Below are 19,381 nucleotides of genomic sequence, written 5' to 3' on the forward strand. Positions count from 1 at the left end.
TTTGGAGGTGTCAGATGAATTATCCTTGGCTCGATGCATACTGTTTGTCCCTAAAAGGCACACAAAAAGACTTTAAAGTTGAATGGGGTGCGACGCGATATTTACTATACGATAAAATGTTCGCTATGGTCGGTGGCGACAAATCCGGTAAACCGATCGTCTCTCTAAAGCTAGCACCAGAAAATGGTGAAGTTTTAAGAGCAACTTATGAAGACATCATCCCCGGCTACTATATGAACAAAGTCCATTGGAATTCTGTTTATCTTGAAGGCAGTGTCCCAGATGAAGTATTGAAAAAGATGATCACCGAATCACACGACTTGATCTTCTACGGTTTAACAAAAAAACAAAGAGCCTTACTTGAGTAGGGCTCTTAACGGTTAATTGAAAAGATCGGCAATTTTAAAATACGCCTCTTTATCTATACAAAATCTTTGAAATCTTTCTCCTGAGTTAATCTCAAGGATGTATTTACCATCCATCAGTTCAAAAAATTGATATTTAAAACGGCTTTGAAGATCAAGCGTCGCCACATCCCTTATGATAATACTTGAGTTCGTAAAAATCGCCGTTTGAAGGAGACCCTCTTTCAAGATAAAAAAGATCGGACTCAGTAGGAGGACGTGCAAAGCATCTACGATAATAATCGTAACCATCGACATCTCAAGAACATCATACACAAAGGTTAAGCAAACTAAGACAATGATCAGATAAATCAGCAAAAACACTGCATGTCCCTTTTTCTCTGTGCTGACCATTCCAAAATAATCATCTCCCTTAGCGAGTATCACATCCTCACCGTGCGCTATCAGCATGGATTCTCTTTTAAGTTGATTGGTTTTCAAACTCTTTCGAATCATAGGCGTCATTATCAAGCCTAGAAAACCGATGATACCTAAGAAAAAACCTCTTCCAATCATACTGTCTATAAACAGCACTAAAACGATGATGGTAAAAGCCGCGTTCGCAATTAGATAACGGTTAATCCGTTGATTTCTATTTAGTTTGTCTTCCATGTAGTCTTTGTATGTCATCAGATGCGCTCCTTAATGATAGAGTTCACTTGTAGATATTGATTGGCATTGACTTCTATGTTTCGTTTGACGGTCATATTATTGTATCTGTATTTTCCTTTAGCTTGGTTGGATACTCTATAGATATGCTCTATGGTTAACTTATAATGTCCTTTGTCAGTTGATAGATAATCCTTGGTCCAATAGATGCGGTCTATCGTCGTCCAAGAGACCAAGCTGTTCTTAATGACAATGCCCTCTTCCATAATCATGTATTTGGGAATACGATATTTCTCACTATGCATCAATAGCCATATACCGAGAACAAAGGCAAAAATGACTCCAAAAAAGCTAAATGGACTGCTCCCTTCACTGATGAAGATCACTGCAAAGGTCAGGATGATCGGCACAAAGAAAACTGATAAAACTAAGTATTCTAGTGGAAATCGCTTTTTATACGACCAAAGCACAAGTAAGGGTTCCTTCGAAATCTTGAGTTTTTTAACAGGGATGCCACCTATTCCATTTTGCGATTGTGATTTGATGTTGATCCAAAAAAGAACTGGAAAGTAGATCAAATAATACAGCGATAGTATTCGATCTAATCCGCCGTCGTGATGTGCGTTAGCATTTACCACTGTATCGGGCTCAGGTGTACTGCCACTGGAAACCCATATGACAAATGCTGTAACCCCTATCATAATGGCGAGAGCAAGTACTTTAAACCCAACCAAAAGTCTTCTACGTCTTTTCATCCCTTCATAATCCGTAAAGCTGTAGCCAATCTCAGCGGGATCGCCCATCTGGTAAAGTGCCTTTCGGATACTAGCTTCAATGCTGTGTCCTGCTGCGGCATAGTCTTCTGCTAAGCTTAATATGTGATCCTGAAGCTCGGCCTTAATGGTCATCCCTTCATCCTCGGTATAGATTTGATCGAGCACCTTTTGGATGAATTCATTGACGCCGGTATTCTGTTCTAATGTTTCTAGAGTGATTTTTTTTCTGTCTTCTCTCTCGATTGCTTCTACTATTTCCACTGTTGCCACCTCTTACTCTAGGATGGATTTCATTGCGACGCTAAACACGTCCCATTCTTGACGCTTTTCTTCTAAATTCTTACGACCTTTATCCGTGATACGATAGTATTTCCGCTTTCTACCTTCAGTGACCTCCCAGTAGGATTCGATGTGATCCTTCTTTTCAAGTGCGTGTAGAATGGGATAAAGTGTGCCTTCTTTTAAGGAAAATGCACCGTTTGACATGATCTCAAAGTTTTTTATCATCTCATAGCCGTAGGTCGGCTGACGATCAAGTATCTTTAAAATCATCATTTCAGTTGTGCCTTTTATCAATTCCTTGTTCATATACACCTCCAAGTTAGTGAAGCTCATATTTATGTAATTGATTCATCTAGTCAGATCGACATGATGCTGAATGCATAGTATTTCGATGCATAGCATTTCGATACATCGTATATCTATGTATAGCATACACCGATTACTTTATGTTTTCAATCTTTTTATTATTGTATTTTTCAAATATGTACAAAAAAGAGAGATGCTTAGCACCTCTCTTTTTTATATACCAAAACTTATTTATTTAACCTCAACGACTTCATATCCAATTTCTTCGATTACGTTTTTAAGTACATCATCAGAAATTTCATTTACAATATCAAAGGTAGCAGTTTTTGCACCTAAATCTACTGTTACATTGCCTACTCCTTCAACACCTTCTAATGCATTTTTTACTCTTGACGAACAATGACCACATGTCATTCCATTAATAACGATTTGCTTACTCATACTTTTCCTCCTAGAATTTATTTTGAAACCTTTTTAATCCACTCATCCGAAGTTGCAGTAACTACAAGTTCATCATTTACGTATCCGTATGCCTCTGTTTTGTAGCAACCACAATTTTCCATGCAACCCACTTGCACTTTAATTTCTCCTACAGCTTCTTGTAACTGTTCGATATTGATATTCGAGCAGTGCTCACAAACTTTAATCATTGACATCTCCTTATTTATTATATAGTTGGTTTAAATCTTTTTAATCTAAGTGCATTTAACAATACTGATATTGAACTAAATGCCATCGCACCACCAGCGATCATAGGGTTTAATTTTGGTCCACCCAATGCGAACAGTATACCTGCAGCTATTGGAATTCCAGCTGTATTGTAAGCAAACGCCCAGAAAAGATTTTGCTTAATATTTCTAATCGTATTTTTACTTAGCTGTACAGCTGTTACAACATCCATTAAATCACTTTTCATTAGTACAATGTCTGCTGATTCTATAGCAACATCAGTTCCTGAACCAATTGCAATCCCCACATCTGCTTGAGCCAATGCAGGAGCATCATTTATTCCATCGCCAACCATAGCTACAATCTTATTTTGCTTTTGAAGTTTAAGAACTTCATTGGCCTTATCTTCAGGTAAAACCTCAGCAAGAACTAAGTCTATTCCTACTTCTCTAGCGATTGCATTAGCAGTTCTTTTATTATCACCAGTAATCATTGCGACATTTATCCCTAATTCGTGTAATGCTTTAATTGCAGCATAACTGCTTTTTTTGGTGGTATCCGCAACCGCTATGATACCCTCTAACTTATTGTCAATCACAACATACATAGGGGTTTTACCATCGTTTGCCAGTAAATCAGACTTTTCCTCGAGTATGTTTTCTATCCCTTTATCTGAGAGCAATTTCTTATTGCCTAGCATCAGATGCTTGCTAATAACATCTACCTCGATCCCATGTCCAGGAATTGCTACAAAATTTGTTATTTCAGTTAAAACGAGATTTTTTTCTTCTGCCTTTATTACAATTGCTTCTCCTAGTGGATGCTCTGAACCTTTTTCAGCTGAAGCAGCTAAACGTAAAAGCTCATCTTCACTATAGTTACCTTGTGTAATTATATCTGTAACTACAGGTTTTCCCTCTGTTATCGTTCCAGTCTTATCAAAAACAATCATATCGATTTTATGTGCTGTCTCTAAAGGGGCGCCTCCTTTGATCAAAACACCATACTCTGCGCCTTTACCAGTACCAACCATTATAGCCGTTGGCGTTGCTAAACCAAGTGCACAAGGACATGCGATTACTAAAACTGCTATAAAAATTGTAAGTGAGAATACCGCTGATTGTCCTGATATCAACCAAGCCAATCCTGCTATGATTGCAATGATAATTACTATAGGAACAAAGTAACTCGAAATCACATCTGCCAGCCTCGCTATCGGTGCTTTTGATCCCTGTGCATCTTCGACAAGTTTAACGATTTGTGCGAGTGCTGTGTCTTTCCCAACTTTAGTAGCTTTAAAATGAATCAAACCATTTTTATTGATACTTGCGCCAACTACATTTGAACCAACTGATTTTTCAACAGGTAAGCTTTCACCTGTTAACATAGATTCGTCGACTGATGACGATCCTTTTACAATAATCCCATCAACGGGTATTTTCTCTCCCGGTTTTACGACGATAACGTCTCCAACCTCAACTTCATCAACAGGTAAAACTACTTCTTCACCATTTTGAATGACAATTGCAGTTTTAGGTGCCAATCCCATTAATTTTTTTATCGCTTCAGAAGTTTTACCTTTAGTAACAGATTCTAAATATTTACCTAACAGGATCAAAGTTATAATTACTCCTGCCGTTTCAAAATAGAGATCTTTCGCATAAGATACTTCTCCTTGTGCTATCATAACTGTAGCATATAATCCGTACAATACAGCAGAGGCAGTTCCAATAGCTATTAAAGAGTCCATATTCGGAGTACGTCTAATCAAAGCGCTAAACCCGATAGTATAAAACTTATAGCCCACCACTACCGAAGGAATCACGAGAAACAGCTGGATTAAAGCAAAATTTAAAGGATTCATCTTAGGGTCAATGATCATAGGTAAATGTAAGCCCAGCATATGACCCATCGCGATCACTAAAAGTGGTAACGCAAATATTGCAGATACAATAAACTTCTTCCAAAGTGTTTTCATAGTTTTTTCTTGTCTGGTCTTTTCTTCATCTGAAGAAGAAGTTATTTCGATCTCTTGCGGCTCATAGCCTGCCTTTTTTATAGCCTGTTTTATTTCAGATATTCTTACAAGGTTTGAATTATAAACAACTGTCGCCTTTTCTGTAGATAGATTTACGCCAGCTTTCTCAATTCCATTCAGCTTTTTTATTGCCTTTTCAATATTTGCAGCACAAGATGCACACGTCATGCCCATAATTGGAATTGTTATCTCACTTAATTCTTTCAGCTTACTTACGGAATAACCCGCTTTCACGACTGCTTGTTCTACATCTTCAACACTTACAGAGTCGTCGTATTCCACGTCGAGTTTTTCTGTTGCAAAGTTAACGTTTACCTTCGAAACGCCTTCAATTTTTCCAACACTTCTTTCAATTGCAAGTGCACAAGATGCACATGTCATTCCTTCAATTTTTAAAGTTTCACTATTTGATTTCATCATTACCTCCAAATCATTCGTACTCTTTAACGATACTCATAATTGAGTACATAAAAGAGGGGGTTCCCCAAAATACAAGCCTGATTTTACTATCCACTTCATCGTAAACATAGTTAAATCTACTTTTCTTATTATCCAAGCTATGCTCTGCAACTACACTCATTACTTCTTTTAATAATTCTTTTACATTCTCATTTGAAACATAGCAATCAACAATGGAACAAACTTGTAAGGAATCTTCTGAATCAAAGTACTCGCTATCCATAAAGATACAAAAATCATCCTTACTAATGTGATTTTTTCCATGTCCACTCTCACATGAATCCAAGTATACATCTAAAGATTCAGGATTGATTCGCCATGCACCACCAATCTTTTGCGCTGATATTTTACCACTGTTGATATACCGTCTTACCGTCTTCGGATGAATGCCCAATTTGTCTGATACTTGATCTATGGTTAAAAACTCTATCGCCATCGTACACCTCCATTAAACTTTGTTCGTGATCTTATCTATACAATAACACCCTATTTTGTACATGTCAATACTTTAATTGTACTTTTTTGTCCTTACTTGTCTACTATTGTCCACTTTTAGTCAAATTCTATCTCTTAACTCATTAAAGATGTTTTCAACGTGGAGCGTTTTACTCATATTAAATAATATAAGCCTGTTGAAACGCTAATAAATTAAACATTTCTACAGGCTTATATCAATATTATAACCTTACTTAATCTTTTATTATTTCACGTACGAACTTCTGCGTGATGAGCTGTGGTCTCGTTATCGCAGCACCCACTACTACGCTGTAACAGCCAAGTTCTAAAACACGCCTTGCTTTCACTGGTGTGTCGATATTGCCCTCTGCTATAACAGGAATTTTGAGTTGCTTAACAAGTGCTCTTATAAACTCAAAGTCGTTGTCTTCAACTCTTTCACCCTTAGTATGCAATGTATAACCTAGAAGAGTTGTACTTACATAGTCAAATCCAAGTCGTTCAGCTTCAAGAGCCTCTTCAACTGTCGAACAATCCGCCATAAACTTCTGATTGGGATACTTTGCTTTGACCTCAGTAAAAAAATCATGTAATGACTGCTGATTAGGTCTTGTGGAAAGAGTAGCATCCATCGCGATAATATCCACACCTTCATCCACTAATTCACCAACTTCTTTGAGGGTGGGCGTGATATAGACCTGAGAACCCGGATAATCCTTTTTAATAATCCCAATAATGGGTAATTTCACTGTATTTTTGATAGCCTTTATATCAACAATTGTATTGGCTCTAATTCCTGCTGCACCACCTTGATAAGCAGCCAGTGCCATTCGACCCATGATAAAGGGCGAATGTAGTGGTTCATCAGGCAATGCTTGACAAGATACAATTAGTTTTCCTTTGAACGCAATCATAAATGCCTCACAATCTTCAATTATGTAGAGGATACACGCTATGTTTTAACTTATATGCTAATCTTGGACTTGATCTACGCATTTTGCAAATCAATTCTAAATATATTATTGAAAATATAGCATATCGCAGTAGGCTTGTAAACCTGCTCTTAACAAACCACGGTAAATCCACTATAATGAAATCAAATCTAGAATCCAGAGATAATAGTTCAGTTACCCAAGCGGTTTATTGTATTTTGTCATTCTAATTTAAGAATAAATGGTGATTAAGAATGAAAGCTTTATAGATAGCAACATATGCATTAAAATTGAGATTCATCAAAACAAAGCGATTATAACGAATAAGGAGTCTTTATGAATGAAAAACAAAGAAGGATTTTGATGACCGTCATAGGTGTTCTCATCTCGGGATTTAGCGTGGGAATTTTTAACTTTTCTATGTTTGGCATGGATCCCTTTCAAGTGTTTGCACACGGTGTTTGGACGCACACGACACTTGGATATGGCACTTTTTATACCATTGTTAACCTCATTATGCTCGTGGCAATATTCTTGATAGATAAAACAAAAATCGGACTAGGTACCATGATTAACATCTTTTTACTCGGTTACGTGGTTGAGTTTTCCTCGTGGCTATGGGTAACGTTGATCCCAGACCCTTCTTTTATACTGAGAAGCATCGCCCTTGGGATTGGCATCCTACTGATCAGCTTTGGATCTGCACTCTATTTCACTGGTAATCTTGGCGTATCGACCTACGATGCGGTCGCTCTTCTCATGGCAGAAAAGAAAATTGCTAAGTTTCAGTACTGTAGAATTGGGACCGATCTCATCTGTACTATTACGGGATTTGTGTTAGGCGCAACCGTGGGCGTCGGTACAGTGGTAACTGCATTTTTTATGGGTCCAATCATCGCCTTCTTCAATAAAAAAGTGGCCATACCTTTCCGCTATGGGAAAAATAGACCACAATAGAGCTTATTAAAGCAAGTTGTAACGTCAACATCAGCCACCACCAACAGGTGGAAATAATGCGAGGACATCACTGTCATTTAGCGGTGTATCGTTCTGAACGCTTCTACCGTTGACCATGATGATAGCAACGGTATCGATCGGTATATCCAAAATACTACAAACATCAGTTGGTGTCGCATTTGCACCAAGTTCAAGCGGAAATATTTTTTCTCTATTTTCACGTAGAGTTGCAAATAACTTTACCGTTATGGTCATATTGCCTCCATCATCTTATTGATCATCCTGTTTATCATCTTTATTAAGTTTAAAACTGGCTTCGTTGCCTTGGTTTTTGCCATAAAACCCTAGCGCAATCCTATAGGGTCCAGGACAACCAGGCGGTAAAAAGGCAATACGATCACCTGGATGAATGATGTACTCTATTTCGTGGACGAAACCATTTACGAAGATGACTTCTATATCTTCACGTTTGATGCCCATTTGTATGGATAAATCAAGCCCACTGATGGGGCCATCTATCTCTAAAAAAATTGGCATCTTGCCGTATTTCTTTTTTATAAAGGCATCTAACTGTAAGAAACCTCTTATTTCTATGGAATGATCTGTTTTTTCCATCATTCGCTCCTTTATAATCAACCCTCATTAAAATTTATAATTGAGGAAAAGTCGAATCGAATCCGACTTTTCCTCTTTTTATTTATCTACAAACTTGCTTTTTGGTAAATTAAAACTTCATAACCTCATCGATTTCTTCAGGTGTAAAGTCCCATACCACGTTATGTGGAGCGATAGGTTCATATTCCATGAATTCTGGTAATCTATCGTGTTCATTTGTAAAGCCTGCGCGTTTATTAAAGTCTCTTTCGATTCTAAGCACGGTTTTACCAAGTTCATCCACATCGTCAGATGATAAGTTAATGCCGTATTGTGCATTAATCATGTCGATTAGCGCTTGATAGCCACCTGGATTATCAGCAACACCGAAGTAAACAAATAGACACATACCGGTACTGTCTACAGCTGCAGTACCGATTTGCATTGCTCTTGCATACTCGATTTGACCGTCTTTTTTAAGCGGATCAATATCTGCACCGATTTTGAGGATATTACCAGATACACAGTAGCCTGCAGTATGGTCAGCGCCCATAGTCGTCGTCGCATAAGTTAAGCCCATACCTTTAACCGCTCTAGGGTCATAAGCTGGTATCGCTTGATCCTTAACCGTAGGGGTTCTATAAAGACCACACACCTTACCAACGATCGCCGTACCACCTCCAATGATTCTAGCAAGTGGCGTCGGTTTTGCCATATCCTGAACGATCTCAAGAACTGCTTTACCGTCTCCCCAAGGGATCAGTCCGCCTTCCATAGCTGTTGCAACTGCAACTGAAATTTCGATACTGTCTACGCCCATATCGTCCATCGCTCTATCGATATATGCGATTGCATCAAGGTCTTCAATACCTGCATCTGCGCCGAGACCCCAGATGGTTTCGTATTCAAAGCCACTTGTAATATATTTACCTTGTTTATCAGGGTACCATTGAGAACATCTAATGATACAGCCTCTGTGACAGCCATGTGAAACTTTACCATCACCACCGCGTTCAGTAATAGTCGCATTTAATGTTTCGCCTGAAATGTTATCATTAAAATCAATTCTACCAGCAGTAAAGTTTCTTGCTGGTAAACCACCTGCTTCATTTAAGATGTTAACCAAAACGTCTGTACCATAAAGTGCCAAGCCTTGTCCAGCAACTGGATGGTCAAGTAAAGCTTTTGCAAATACCTTAGAAGCCGCATTGAATGCTTCTAGGTTTGCAATTTCAACCTTACTAGAGCCAGTTTCATCGATGACGATTGCTTTGACCTTTTTAGAGCCTAAAACCGCACCTAATCCACCTCTACCTGCACTTCTGATATTGCCTTCTGGATCTTTAAAGGAGATGTTGGCAGATGGGAATCTGTATTCACCTGCTGGGCCAATGATTGCAACGCCAACGTGAGAACCGTATTTTTCACCTAAAATTCTGATCGCTTCGTAGTTGCCACAACCACCGATGATTTCATCTGGTGCTTTATCGATGCTTACGCCGTTCATATCGAGCTTGATGACATAAAAATCATCGCCTTCAGGCATACCTTCGATGACAAATGCTTTAATACCCATTTTAGCGAGCATTTGAGAGGACGAACCACCTGTGTTCGACTCTTTAATAGTACCTGTCAATGGACTTTTAGAGCCAACAGACATACGACCAGAGTTAGGTGCAGATGTACCACTTAATAAACCTGGTGCAAAGATGATTTTGTTGTTTTTACCAAGCGCATGGCAGGTTGGGATTACTTCGTCATTTACAAAGCTTGAAGTAAGTGCACGACCACCTAGACCGACGTACTTTTCAGGAACTTCCGATACGCTTGTTTCTTTTGTTGTCATGTTGATTCTGATAAATTTTTGCATGAAAAAACCTCCCTTTAATTAGAATAGATACGACAAAAAACATTGTCATGCAGGATAACAGTGGACTCCAGTGTTAACCCTATCCTTTCCAAGTCTCGGGAGGCTGACTAGTTTCCTATTCAACCCATTGGTTAACCTTCATAGCAATCGCCTTAGAGCAGTTAACTCGGATAAGTTTGATTATTCTGACAATTTAGATTCTATCACAATCGCCTTTCTTTGTCCACGCACCACTCAAAAGTGGTCTTACTTGGTTGCACATTCTTTTGCATCGCCGATTAAGATGTCGATGCCATGTGCCAGTGGGTTCATTATCACCTCCATACACTCTCTTACAGCCTTCGGACTCCCAGGCATGTTCACGATAATCGAGTCGCCTCGAATTCCAGCGATCGCTCTGCTCAGCATAGCTTTAGGCGTCTTTTGAAAGCTGATCCAGCGCATCGCCTCTGCAATCCCTGGACACTCTCTTTCGATTACCAACCGCGTCGCCTCAGGCGTGTTGTCTCTTTTTGAAAATCCAGTGCCACCTGTGGTTAAAATCAAATGGCATCTAAGATGATCTGACTGATTTATCATTTCTGCTTTTAAGTTCTCTATATCATCAGAAACGACCACCTTGCGAATTACTTCAAAACCCAAGGCTTCCACCATTTCTTTAATGACTTCTCCACTTTCGTCTACACGTAATCCCTTCGCGCCTTGATCACTTGCAACGATGATACCGACCTTTCTCATAGACTCACCTGAAGGACAGCCTCTTCAACCCTTATTTCATCTCCCACATAGACCTTGCCGCCAACGAGCACCTTTGTAAATATGCCTTCTCTCGGCATCACACAGTCGCCAACCAGCTGTCTAATCGAACAGCCCTGATGACATTCCTTGCCGATTTGTGTCACTTCATGTACGGTTGAACCGATGTATAGTTTACTCCCTACTGGAATTTTCCAAAGGTTGATCCCTTCAGTCGTAATGTTCTCTGCAAATTTTCCTGTACAGAGGCCTTCAACCCCTTGATTCCTCATTTTATCGACACTTTCGTTTGCGAGAAGACTCACTTGTCTGTGCCATTTTCCCGCATGCGCATCGCCTTCGATTCCGAAGTCCTCTATCATTAAAGCCTCTGGGATAGACGTTTTAGGGACCCCTTTCGTTTCACTGATACTGATCGCCAACACCTTACCATTCATATTCTTACCTCCAATCGGTTATAACTTCAATTTAATCCTCAAATCGCTGATAGTGACCGCTTTTTCCGCCAATTTTTTCTCTGAGATAGATTTTTTGAATCACCATTTCCTTGTCCATCGCCTTGCACATATCATAGATGGTGAGTGCTGCTACGCTTACAGCTGTGAGGGCTTCCATCTCAACCCCTGTCTTTCCGTGAACTTTTACCTCTGAGCTGATTCGAATGGTGTTATCCGCTTCTATCAAATCAAATGATAAGTCAACCCCCAGCAGATTAAGTGGATGACACATGGGGATAATCTCACTTGTCTTCTTAGCACCCATAATGCCTGCAACCTGTGCTACGGTCAATACGTCGCCCTTCTTAATTCCACCGTGTTTTACACGTTCGAAGGTTGCTTCAGACATGCTAATTTCACCGATAGCGATGGCGATTCTCAAGGTATCGTCCTTTTCATCTACTGCAACCATCTTTGCATAGCCTTGATCGTTAATATGCGTCAGCATTTTCTAGCCTCCAATCGTGTACATGTTACGTGATATCGGTAGATGATTTTCACTGCCCAAATGATGTGACTCTGGCTTTAACCCCACAGCACCAAGTATCGTCTGTTTAAGCATTACTTCATCTGTCAATACCGTCCTTAGATTCACTTCAGAAGTATCGTGGAGACAGGTCTTCAGCATGCCATCAGACGTGACTCGAAGTCGGTTACAGCTGGCACAAAAATGTTCAGAAATCGAATTAATAATCCCAACTCGTCGCCCTGTCGTCGTCTGTCTGAAATATCGACAAGGACCGGATTTTCCATCGTTTGATTCAGCTTCATATCCTTCTCTCGTTAAAAATAAGTGACTCAAATCTATAAATTTATCCTTACTCCACGAAGCGGCTTCACCTATGGGCATCAGTTCTATAAAACGCACTTCAACCATAGGATCAAAATAGTGAATCATACGATCGATTTCATGATCATTGATCCCTTTGATGAGAACCACATTGATCTTAATCGGTGAAAAACCTAGCTTGATCGCTTCCTCGATACCACTTAGTACTTCTGAAAGCTCACCACCACGCGTCAGCTGACGATAGGTATCTGGTTCCAAAGAATCCAGACTAATATTAAGTCGATTAACCCCTGCTTTTTTTAAAGCTGCCAAATGTGGCTTTAGTAAGATGCCATTGGTTGTAAGTGTCACTTCCTTAATCCCATCGATCTGTTTGATTTCACCGATCAACTCCGGAAGACCTTTCCTTACCAGCGGCTCACCACCAGTAAATCGAACCTTAGTCACACCTAAATCAGCCATCGCTTTTACCAGTTTAATGTACTCTTCATTCCTGAGTACACTGTCATGAGGATGCTTTTCAATCCCAGTTTCTGGCATACAATATTGACACCTTAAGTTACATCGATCGGTCACAGATAGTCTTAAATAAGAAAGCACTCTTCCAAAATTATCTTTCATATTTAGCACCTCCTACAGTGATGAACTTAAGGTCATCAAATGTATAACCACCTGTTTCTAATAGCTTTTTCTTAAAGTCGTCTGATTCTAAAAGCTCTAAAAAATCTAAAACTGGCTTGAGCTGCATAAACTTAGCTGGAATTAGAAAGTCATACTCTTCTATGGCGACTTGACGATAGTTTAATCCCATAAGTCGTGCTACCGACTCGATCCCCATTCCCACATCAGCATTGCCCGCTAGTACAGCTGATGCAACTGCAGTATGTGTCAGTACCTCTGTTTGATAACCGATGATTTCGGTTTTATTGATCTGACTGGTTTTCAATAGATAATCGGTCAAGAGTCTTGTTCCTGCACCGTTTTGTCGATTGACAAACGTCAGTGCTCTATTTTTTATTTCCTCAAAATTTTCAACCATCTGATCTTCTTTTTTCATATAAAACCCTTGCCATCTCTTGATGCCCTTCACGAGCACACAGGGTTCATTTGGCAAATAGCGCTTTACAGCTTCTACGTTATAAGTTCCAGAGGCTTCATCGAGCAAGTGAATCGGAGCGATATGTGCCTCTCCTCTTTTAATTGCCATGATGCCACCTAAACTGCCCGTATGTGCCGATAGAAGATGGGTTGTTTTTTTCTTTTCTAGTAATAAGTCCGATACCCAGTCCATAATGATGTCGTGACTGCCTATGGACACCAGTCCATTTTCAGGCTTGAGATGCATTCTAGTCATTTCTACGGACACATTGCTACCTGCAGTAAAGCCTTCAGAGGTTTTGTCTATTGTCAATATGCCGTTGGCTTTCACTAAGGACATGGTCGAAGCAGCGCCTCTTTTTAGCGGTGTCGCAATTAATTTATCATCTACAAATCCCAGCTGTACTCTTACAAACTCCTTATGCTTTAACGATGACGGAACTGCCTGCGAGAGGACAGCTTCGCTTTTTTGCGTCGGCTTTTTTATCGGATCCAGCAATGGCATAACAAAGTGCTTGAACGTCATATAGGCTGAAACCGGATAACCAGGTATCCCAATGACGGGCACATCTTCTATCGCACCTAATATCGTCGGTTTGCCTGGCTTAATATCGATGCCATGCACCCATACCTCACCTAGCTCAGCGATTAGTGAAGATGTATAATCTTCACTGCCAGCAGATGAGCCAGCATTGATGATCACGATATCATTTTCTTGAACCGCTTTTTTAAGTGCTGCACGAAGCTGTTCCTTATCATCAGGGACGATCGGGTATCTTAACGGTAGCCCGCCACTCTCAAGGACGAGTCCTGAAAACATATGACTATTGGATTCTAGAATATCACCGGGCTTTAGCTCAGTGCCAATCTCTACGATCTCAGTACCAGTCGGTATCAAACCTACTTTTAACTGCTTATAGACTTTTATATGCTGAGTACCACCACTGACAAGTGCACCTAAATCGACAGCAGTGATCTTATGATTTCGAGTCAGAAGCATTTCACCTACGACGAAGTCTTCTCCAACCATGCGGACGTGTTCCCACTTATGGCTAGGATTTCTAATTTCTACACTTTGGTCCTCTAAAATGACAATATCTTCTATCATAATAACGCTGTCATATGGTGATACCATCACGTCGCCTGTATCGACAAAGATAAAATCCTCTGGAGATTTTAGACGCAATGGGTTTCTCTCATCTGCATGAGCCGTTACTTCAGAGCGCACTGCTATCCCGTCCATGGCAGCAGCGTTAAAATTGGGATTAGAGTACTTGGCGAAGATCGGTTCACTTGTGATTCTACCAAAGGCAGCTTCTACACCAATTGTTTCCTCTACTTGAGCGATCTTTCCAGATGTCTTTTCTTCAAAGCAACTTATGGCATCTTCTATGGTGACTGTTTTAAGATATATATTTCGCTTCATAGTTCCTCCCCTACAACAGATAGGCAGTAAGTCGATCACCCTTCAAAACGCCTTCATGATGCATAGGGATAACCACGTAGGCATTTGCCTCTGACATGGCACTTACCATCCCTGATTTACCATAAAGAACGGATGCAATCAACTCACCCTCTTGCATCGTTAGTTTTACTAATTGGTAGACATCTCGACCACTGGAAGCGTATATTTGAAAATCGGCGATACAGGGAACGCTTTGTATATGAGATGGGGTCTTTCCCATCAAATAATGGATAAAAGGTTCAACCAAAGCTTTCATAGTGATAAAACAAGCAGCAGGATGTCCTGGTAAACCAAAAATCGCCTTGTCCTTTACTTTCCCGACTATGGTTGGTTTCCCCGGTTTTATCGCCAACCCGTGGATAAAGACATTCGGTGCACCTTCAAAAGAATCGATTACCAATTGCGTCATATCCTTCGTTCCAGCAGAGCTACCGCCAGATAGGATTAAAAGATCCGCATCTTCAAGCGCAGTAGCAACCGCACTTTTCAGACTTTCAAAGGTATCGGGGACATGTCCTGAATAGACGACATCACAATTATTTTCCAGTAAAATTGAGGCGATAATACTGCTATTACAGTCTCTTACTTGACCATAATCAGGCGTCTGATTCACTTCTACCAGTTCATCACCTGTTGATAAAATAGCCACCTTGGGTTTTTTATTCACATTAACCACATGATAACCTAAGCTTGCAAGTAAACCAGCGTGCTGTGGTGCTAATTGGGTACCTTTGGTTAAAACTGTCTTGCCCTGTTTTACGTCCTCTCCAACTGAAACGATATGTTCACCCACTCGCGCTGATGTATAAAAGGCGATATCTTCACCTAGTGCCTCTGTATGCTCGATCATAATCATCGCCTCAGCATTTTGAGGGATTTCTCCACCAGTTGGTACATATTGCGTGGTACCTTCTATTAAAGGCAGCAAGGCTTTAGTCCCGATCGACACTTGACCTGTTTCGGCCAATAGGATCGGCGATTGTTCTGATGCGCCTAAAACATCTGCACACACGACTGCATAGCCATCCACCATCGATCGTCTAAAGTCAGGGAGATTTTCATTTGATACAATGGATTCAAAGAGGATATGTCCATAGCATTGATTCAAAGCCAATGTCTCATAGCCCTCTAATGGTTTAAATCGTTCTTTTAACTGCTCTAAAGCCTTTTCAACTCTTACGACATTCAGGTAAGCCATTTTCTACTCCTTTATACTTTAAGTAGTGCATTGTCCTTCAAAACCCACGATTCTCCAGCAATACGGCTGATTTGATGATGATCGTGACTAACAAGCAATAACGTTCTTGAAGGTATTTTTACATACTCAAGTAATATATTTTCAATTTCCCTTACTGTCTCTCTATCTATGTTCGCCGTCGGTTCATCTAGAAGTAAAATGTCTGGTTGCCAAATCATGGCACGCCCAAGAGCGACCTTTTGTTTTTCTCCTGATGAAAGTGTTGCAGCTTCTCTATGCTCAAGTCCTTGTAGACCCAGCTGTTCGATCATTTTATAAACCTTATCTTTGTCAGGTTGACTGCCATGTCGCTTCAACGTTAATGGATAAAGGATATTATCAAATACGGTGCCTCTTAGCATGTACGGGTTGCTGCCAGAATAGGTGCATTTTCCAATTTTATGAACCATACCCCGGTCTGACTTTTCAAGCCCTGCTATAATTCGAAGTAACGTCGTTTTACCAGTGCCATTTTCGCCAGTTAAGCAATTGCAAACGCCACTTTTAAACTCAGCTGTTACATCTGAAAAAAGCAGTTTATTCTTAAAGGACTTCCCCACTGAATGACATTTAATCGACATTTGACTTCCCTCCTGACATATGATGTGAAATTCCGTTGATGATCAGTGAAATCGTCAGTAAAACAATCGCCATTGCGATGGATTTTTCATAAGCACCCATACTATTGTTCATAGCGATAAAGGTGGTCATAACGCGTGTTCTCCCTTTGATATTACCGCCGACAAGCATAACCGCACCCACCTCTGATATGGCACGTCCTAAACCATACATGACCGCTAAAAGGACAGAGCTATGCAGCTCTTTGATTAAAAGCTTCAAGCTTTCCAGCTTATTTGCACCCAATGAAATGGACAGTTCATAAGCCTGCTTTCCCTTCTCCTTTGCCGTACCGTAAAGCACACCTGTTACGATAGGTAAAACCAATAAAAACTGTGCGATGACCATCGCTTCAGGTGAAAATAAAAGCTCAAAAGACCCCAGAGGTCCTTTTCTTGAAAGCATTATGGTTACCAAAAGTCCTACAACCACAGGCGGTATCCCCATGAAGCTAAAGAGGATACTGCCATATAGTTTTTTAAGTGGAAATTGTTTTATACCTGTGACGATACCAAGAGGTAACCCTACCAATGTCGCAAGCAAAGTGGCAACGCCAGATACCCATATTGATAACCATATGATGTTATAGATCTCTGAATCGCCACTTAACAGCAACCAGACCGCTTCTTTAAAGCCATCAAGTATATAGTTCATGTTTACTCCTCAGCATTCGGTACAAATAACGCCTGTCCAAACTCTTCTATACCAAATACAGCTATTTTTTCTTGAGTTTCTTTTGATAAAATCCACTGAACGAAATGATTGGCTTCATCGATGTGAACGCCAGGATTTTTATCTGGATTAACCGCGATTACACCATACTGGTTAAACAAATCTGTTGATTTTTCAACGACGACCTGTAGCTCGACATCATTTCTCATACTCAAAAATGTCCCTCTGTCTGATAATGTGTAAGCTTGCATTTCATCTGCCATTTGGATAACATCGCCCATGCCTTTACCTGCTGATACGTACCAATCGCCACTTGGCTCGATGCCTGCTGCCTTCCAAATTGCTAGCTCTTTCTTGTGCGTACCAGAATCATCTCCCCTAGAGACAAAAGTCTTTTCTTCTGATGATAAGTATTCAAATGCACCAATAATATCATTTTTTAAAGCTTCAGGTAGTGGCTCTGCACCTAATAGAACAAAGTCGTTGTACATAACGTCAAAGCGTTCGACCCCATAGCCTTCTTCAACAAACTGTACTTCAGATGCTTTCGCATGTACTAAAACAACATCGGCTTCGCCATTTTTACCCATTTCAAGTGCCTGACCAGTACCTACAGCAACAACCTTTGCTTCAATGCCCGTTTTCTCCGTAAAATCAGGTATTAGTGCGTCTAAAAGCCCCGTCTGGTCTGTAGATGTCGTCGTAGCAAGTACGATTGGAGAGACTGCTTTTTTTGTCGTCTCAGGCGTAGCTGTGGTTTGTGGCGCTTCAGTGGTTTGAACAGCTTCTGTTGTCTGTTGTGTTTCAGCAGTTGCTGCGCAGCCAACTTGAAATACCAATGCCACCAGCAGTGCGATTAAAAATAGCTCCTTTGACCATTTTTTCTTACCGATCTTCATTTTTCCCTCCTATTTCTCTGTGCTATCTATGTTTTTTCATTGATTACAAATTCATTCTTACAATGTACTCGAGTGTTTAACTCGCTTAATATTACTTAATGTTGCTTCATATTGTTTAGTGCTACTTACCTCTAATAATCTCGATTTCATTATTAAACAGATCAAAGTACATCAGCTGTTCCCTAACGAGTGAGCCTCTATTGAGCAAGACCTTTATCGCCTCAGAAACTTGATAACTGGCCATTAGCGCGGGTGTAAATGATGGATTGCCGATTTTCGTTTCGATCCCACTGGCTTGTGCTTCTCTAAGATAGTCTCTAAAAAAGGTATCCTCTGGGAAAATCGTACAGAGTTGTCCATACCATCCTGCTATGGCTCCATGGACAAATGGGATTTTCAGGGTTTGACAAGCCTTTAATACGATCCGCCTCACAGCGTTTGAATCCAGTGCATCTATGATTAAGTCATGACCTGTGATAATATCATTTACGTTATCTTCATTGACAAAAACCGACAAGACTTTTACTTCAATAGAAGGATCTATGATCTCTAATCTTTCTGCAGCTGTAAATGCCTTTGCTCTGCCAAGTGTGTTCAATGTGCATAAAATTTGTCGATTGAGATTTGAAACATTGAATACGTCACCATCCACAACCGTTATATGACCAATTCCAAATCTGGAGATCATTTCAATGATATAGCCACCTAAACCGCCGCACCCCAAGACGCAGACATTAGCGCTTTTTAAAAACTCTTGTTCTTTCTCGGTGATGATTCCATTGCGTTCATACCGTTCCACAAAACACCTCCAAACTGACTTTGCTCACTAATCCTCATATAACGCAATAAGCTTGCCAACTTTCAAAAGGGTTGATTTTAAATGGTTTGATTATTCTGACAAATGAAGCGTTCCATTTTAGAACATCAGAACCCAATAAAAAAGCGTTCCAAAACAGAACATTGTTCTATTTTGGAACGCCAAATTCATTGACTTCAT

23 protein-coding genes and 1 riboswitch are annotated in these 19,381 nt (G+C 40.1%); of the genes, 2 read left to right on the forward strand and 21 right to left on the reverse strand.

Features of this window, described 5'->3' with window-relative positions; translation table 11 throughout:
- Nucleotides 1–14: 14 nt before the first annotated feature.
- Nucleotides 15–368, forward strand: coding sequence for an MmcQ/YjbR family DNA-binding protein (locus AC4PID_RS06690; protein WP_492134793.1), 354 nt, complete (start codon nt 15–17; stop codon nt 366–368).
- A gap of 12 nt (nt 369–380) precedes the next feature.
- On the opposite strand, the gene AC4PID_RS06695 is transcribed toward AC4PID_RS06690, so the two are convergent.
- The 8 genes from AC4PID_RS06695 to AC4PID_RS06730 form a co-directional block, all read right to left on the reverse strand.
- Nucleotides 381–1,034 (reverse strand): hypothetical protein, encoded by a 654-nt coding sequence (locus AC4PID_RS06695; RefSeq protein ID WP_492134794.1) that lies wholly within the window; start codon nt 1,032–1,034, stop codon nt 381–383.
- Entirely contained in the window at nt 1,034–2,050 is a 1,017-nt protein-coding gene (locus AC4PID_RS06700; RefSeq protein WP_492134795.1) for a permease prefix domain 1-containing protein, read from the reverse strand. Before AC4PID_RS06700 ends, AC4PID_RS06695 begins: the two co-directional genes overlap by 1 nt.
- A 12-nt stretch (nt 2,051–2,062) precedes the next feature.
- Nucleotides 2,063–2,377: a PadR family transcriptional regulator gene (locus AC4PID_RS06705; RefSeq protein ID WP_492134796.1), complete on the reverse strand. Its 315-nt coding sequence runs from the start codon at nt 2,375–2,377 to the stop codon at nt 2,063–2,065.
- A gap of 231 nt (nt 2,378–2,608) precedes the next feature.
- The gene (locus tag AC4PID_RS06710) at nt 2,609–2,818 is read right to left on the reverse strand and encodes a heavy-metal-associated domain-containing protein (RefSeq protein WP_492134797.1); all 210 of its coding nucleotides are present in this window, start codon (nt 2,816–2,818) and stop codon (nt 2,609–2,611) included.
- 17 nt (nt 2,819–2,835) lie between these two features.
- Nucleotides 2,836–3,027 (reverse strand): YuzB family protein, encoded by a 192-nt coding sequence (locus AC4PID_RS06715; protein WP_492134798.1) that lies wholly within the window; start codon nt 3,025–3,027, stop codon nt 2,836–2,838.
- A 17-nt stretch (nt 3,028–3,044) separates the two neighbouring features.
- Nucleotides 3,045–5,501 (reverse strand): heavy metal translocating P-type ATPase, encoded by a 2,457-nt coding sequence (locus tag AC4PID_RS06720; RefSeq protein WP_492134799.1) that lies wholly within the window; start codon nt 5,499–5,501, stop codon nt 3,045–3,047.
- Nucleotides 5,502–5,514: 13 nt separating this feature from the next.
- On the reverse strand, nt 5,515–5,979 hold the full coding sequence (locus tag AC4PID_RS06725) for a helix-turn-helix domain-containing protein (RefSeq protein ID WP_492134800.1): 465 nt from the start codon (nt 5,977–5,979) through the stop codon (nt 5,515–5,517).
- Between the two features lie 253 nt (nt 5,980–6,232).
- A complete protein-coding gene (locus AC4PID_RS06730) occupies nt 6,233–6,913 on the reverse strand; it encodes an N-acetylmannosamine-6-phosphate 2-epimerase (RefSeq protein ID WP_492134801.1) in 681 nt (226 codons plus the stop codon).
- A 354-nt stretch (nt 6,914–7,267) separates the two neighbouring features.
- On the opposite strand from AC4PID_RS06730, the gene AC4PID_RS06735 reads away from it, so the two are divergent.
- Nucleotides 7,268–7,888 carry a YczE/YyaS/YitT family protein gene (locus AC4PID_RS06735; RefSeq protein ID WP_492134802.1) on the forward strand — a complete coding sequence of 207 codons (621 nt, stop codon included), beginning with the start codon at nt 7,268–7,270 and terminating at the stop codon, nt 7,886–7,888.
- Nucleotides 7,889–7,918: 30 nt separating this feature from the next.
- On the opposite strand, the gene AC4PID_RS06740 is transcribed toward AC4PID_RS06735, so the two are convergent.
- The 13 genes from AC4PID_RS06740 to AC4PID_RS06800 all read right to left on the reverse strand — a co-directional run bounded on the left by AC4PID_RS06740 (nt 7,919) and on the right by AC4PID_RS06800 (nt 19,183).
- Nucleotides 7,919–8,143 (reverse strand): MoaD/ThiS family protein, encoded by a 225-nt coding sequence (locus AC4PID_RS06740; RefSeq protein ID WP_492134803.1) that lies wholly within the window; start codon nt 8,141–8,143, stop codon nt 7,919–7,921.
- Nucleotides 8,144–8,158: 15 nt separating this feature from the next.
- On the reverse strand, nt 8,159–8,503 hold the full coding sequence (locus tag AC4PID_RS06745; protein WP_492134804.1) for a MoaD/ThiS family protein: 345 nt from the start codon (nt 8,501–8,503) through the stop codon (nt 8,159–8,161).
- A 109-nt stretch (nt 8,504–8,612) separates the two neighbouring features.
- Nucleotides 8,613–10,352 carry an aldehyde ferredoxin oxidoreductase C-terminal domain-containing protein gene (locus AC4PID_RS06750; RefSeq protein WP_492134805.1) on the reverse strand — a complete coding sequence of 580 codons (1,740 nt, stop codon included), beginning with the start codon at nt 10,350–10,352 and terminating at the stop codon, nt 8,613–8,615.
- 69 nt (nt 10,353–10,421) lie between these two features.
- A riboswitch (molybdenum cofactor riboswitch) is annotated at nt 10,422–10,536 on the reverse strand.
- A gap of 62 nt (nt 10,537–10,598) precedes the next feature.
- Nucleotides 10,599–11,090, reverse strand: coding sequence for a MogA/MoaB family molybdenum cofactor biosynthesis protein (locus tag AC4PID_RS06755; RefSeq protein WP_492134806.1), 492 nt, complete (start codon nt 11,088–11,090; stop codon nt 10,599–10,601).
- A complete protein-coding gene (locus tag AC4PID_RS06760) occupies nt 11,087–11,545 on the reverse strand; it encodes an MOSC domain-containing protein (protein ID WP_492134807.1) in 459 nt (152 codons plus the stop codon). Before AC4PID_RS06760 ends, AC4PID_RS06755 begins: the two co-directional genes overlap by 4 nt.
- Nucleotides 11,546–11,576: 31 nt before the next feature.
- Nucleotides 11,577–12,053: a cyclic pyranopterin monophosphate synthase MoaC gene (gene moaC, locus AC4PID_RS06765; RefSeq protein WP_492134808.1), complete on the reverse strand. Its 477-nt coding sequence runs from the start codon at nt 12,051–12,053 to the stop codon at nt 11,577–11,579.
- A gap of 3 nt (nt 12,054–12,056) precedes the next feature.
- Nucleotides 12,057–13,016 carry a GTP 3',8-cyclase MoaA gene (gene moaA / locus AC4PID_RS06770; RefSeq protein ID WP_492134809.1) on the reverse strand — a complete coding sequence of 320 codons (960 nt, stop codon included), beginning with the start codon at nt 13,014–13,016 and terminating at the stop codon, nt 12,057–12,059.
- Nucleotides 13,006–14,919 carry a molybdopterin biosynthesis protein gene (locus tag AC4PID_RS06775; protein WP_492134810.1) on the reverse strand — a complete coding sequence of 638 codons (1,914 nt, stop codon included), beginning with the start codon at nt 14,917–14,919 and terminating at the stop codon, nt 13,006–13,008. Before AC4PID_RS06775 ends, moaA begins: the two co-directional genes overlap by 11 nt.
- A 10-nt stretch (nt 14,920–14,929) precedes the next feature.
- Nucleotides 14,930–16,156 (reverse strand): molybdopterin molybdotransferase MoeA, encoded by a 1,227-nt coding sequence (locus tag AC4PID_RS06780; RefSeq protein WP_492134811.1) that lies wholly within the window; start codon nt 16,154–16,156, stop codon nt 14,930–14,932.
- A gap of 11 nt (nt 16,157–16,167) precedes the next feature.
- The gene (locus AC4PID_RS06785; protein WP_492134812.1) at nt 16,168–16,776 is read right to left on the reverse strand and encodes an ABC transporter ATP-binding protein; all 609 of its coding nucleotides are present in this window, start codon (nt 16,774–16,776) and stop codon (nt 16,168–16,170) included.
- Nucleotides 16,766–17,467 carry an ABC transporter permease gene (locus AC4PID_RS06790; RefSeq protein ID WP_492134813.1) on the reverse strand — a complete coding sequence of 234 codons (702 nt, stop codon included), beginning with the start codon at nt 17,465–17,467 and terminating at the stop codon, nt 16,766–16,768. Before AC4PID_RS06790 ends, AC4PID_RS06785 begins: the two co-directional genes overlap by 11 nt.
- Nucleotides 17,468–17,469: 2 nt before the next feature.
- A complete protein-coding gene (locus AC4PID_RS06795; RefSeq protein ID WP_492134814.1) occupies nt 17,470–18,384 on the reverse strand; it encodes an ABC transporter substrate-binding protein in 915 nt (304 codons plus the stop codon).
- 121 nt (nt 18,385–18,505) lie between these two features.
- Entirely contained in the window at nt 18,506–19,183 is a 678-nt protein-coding gene (locus tag AC4PID_RS06800; RefSeq protein ID WP_492134815.1) for a HesA/MoeB/ThiF family protein, read from the reverse strand.
- Nucleotides 19,184–19,381 lie beyond the last annotated feature (198 nt).

It is taken from the genome of Fusibacter sp. QWL-12, from assembly GCF_058683495.1.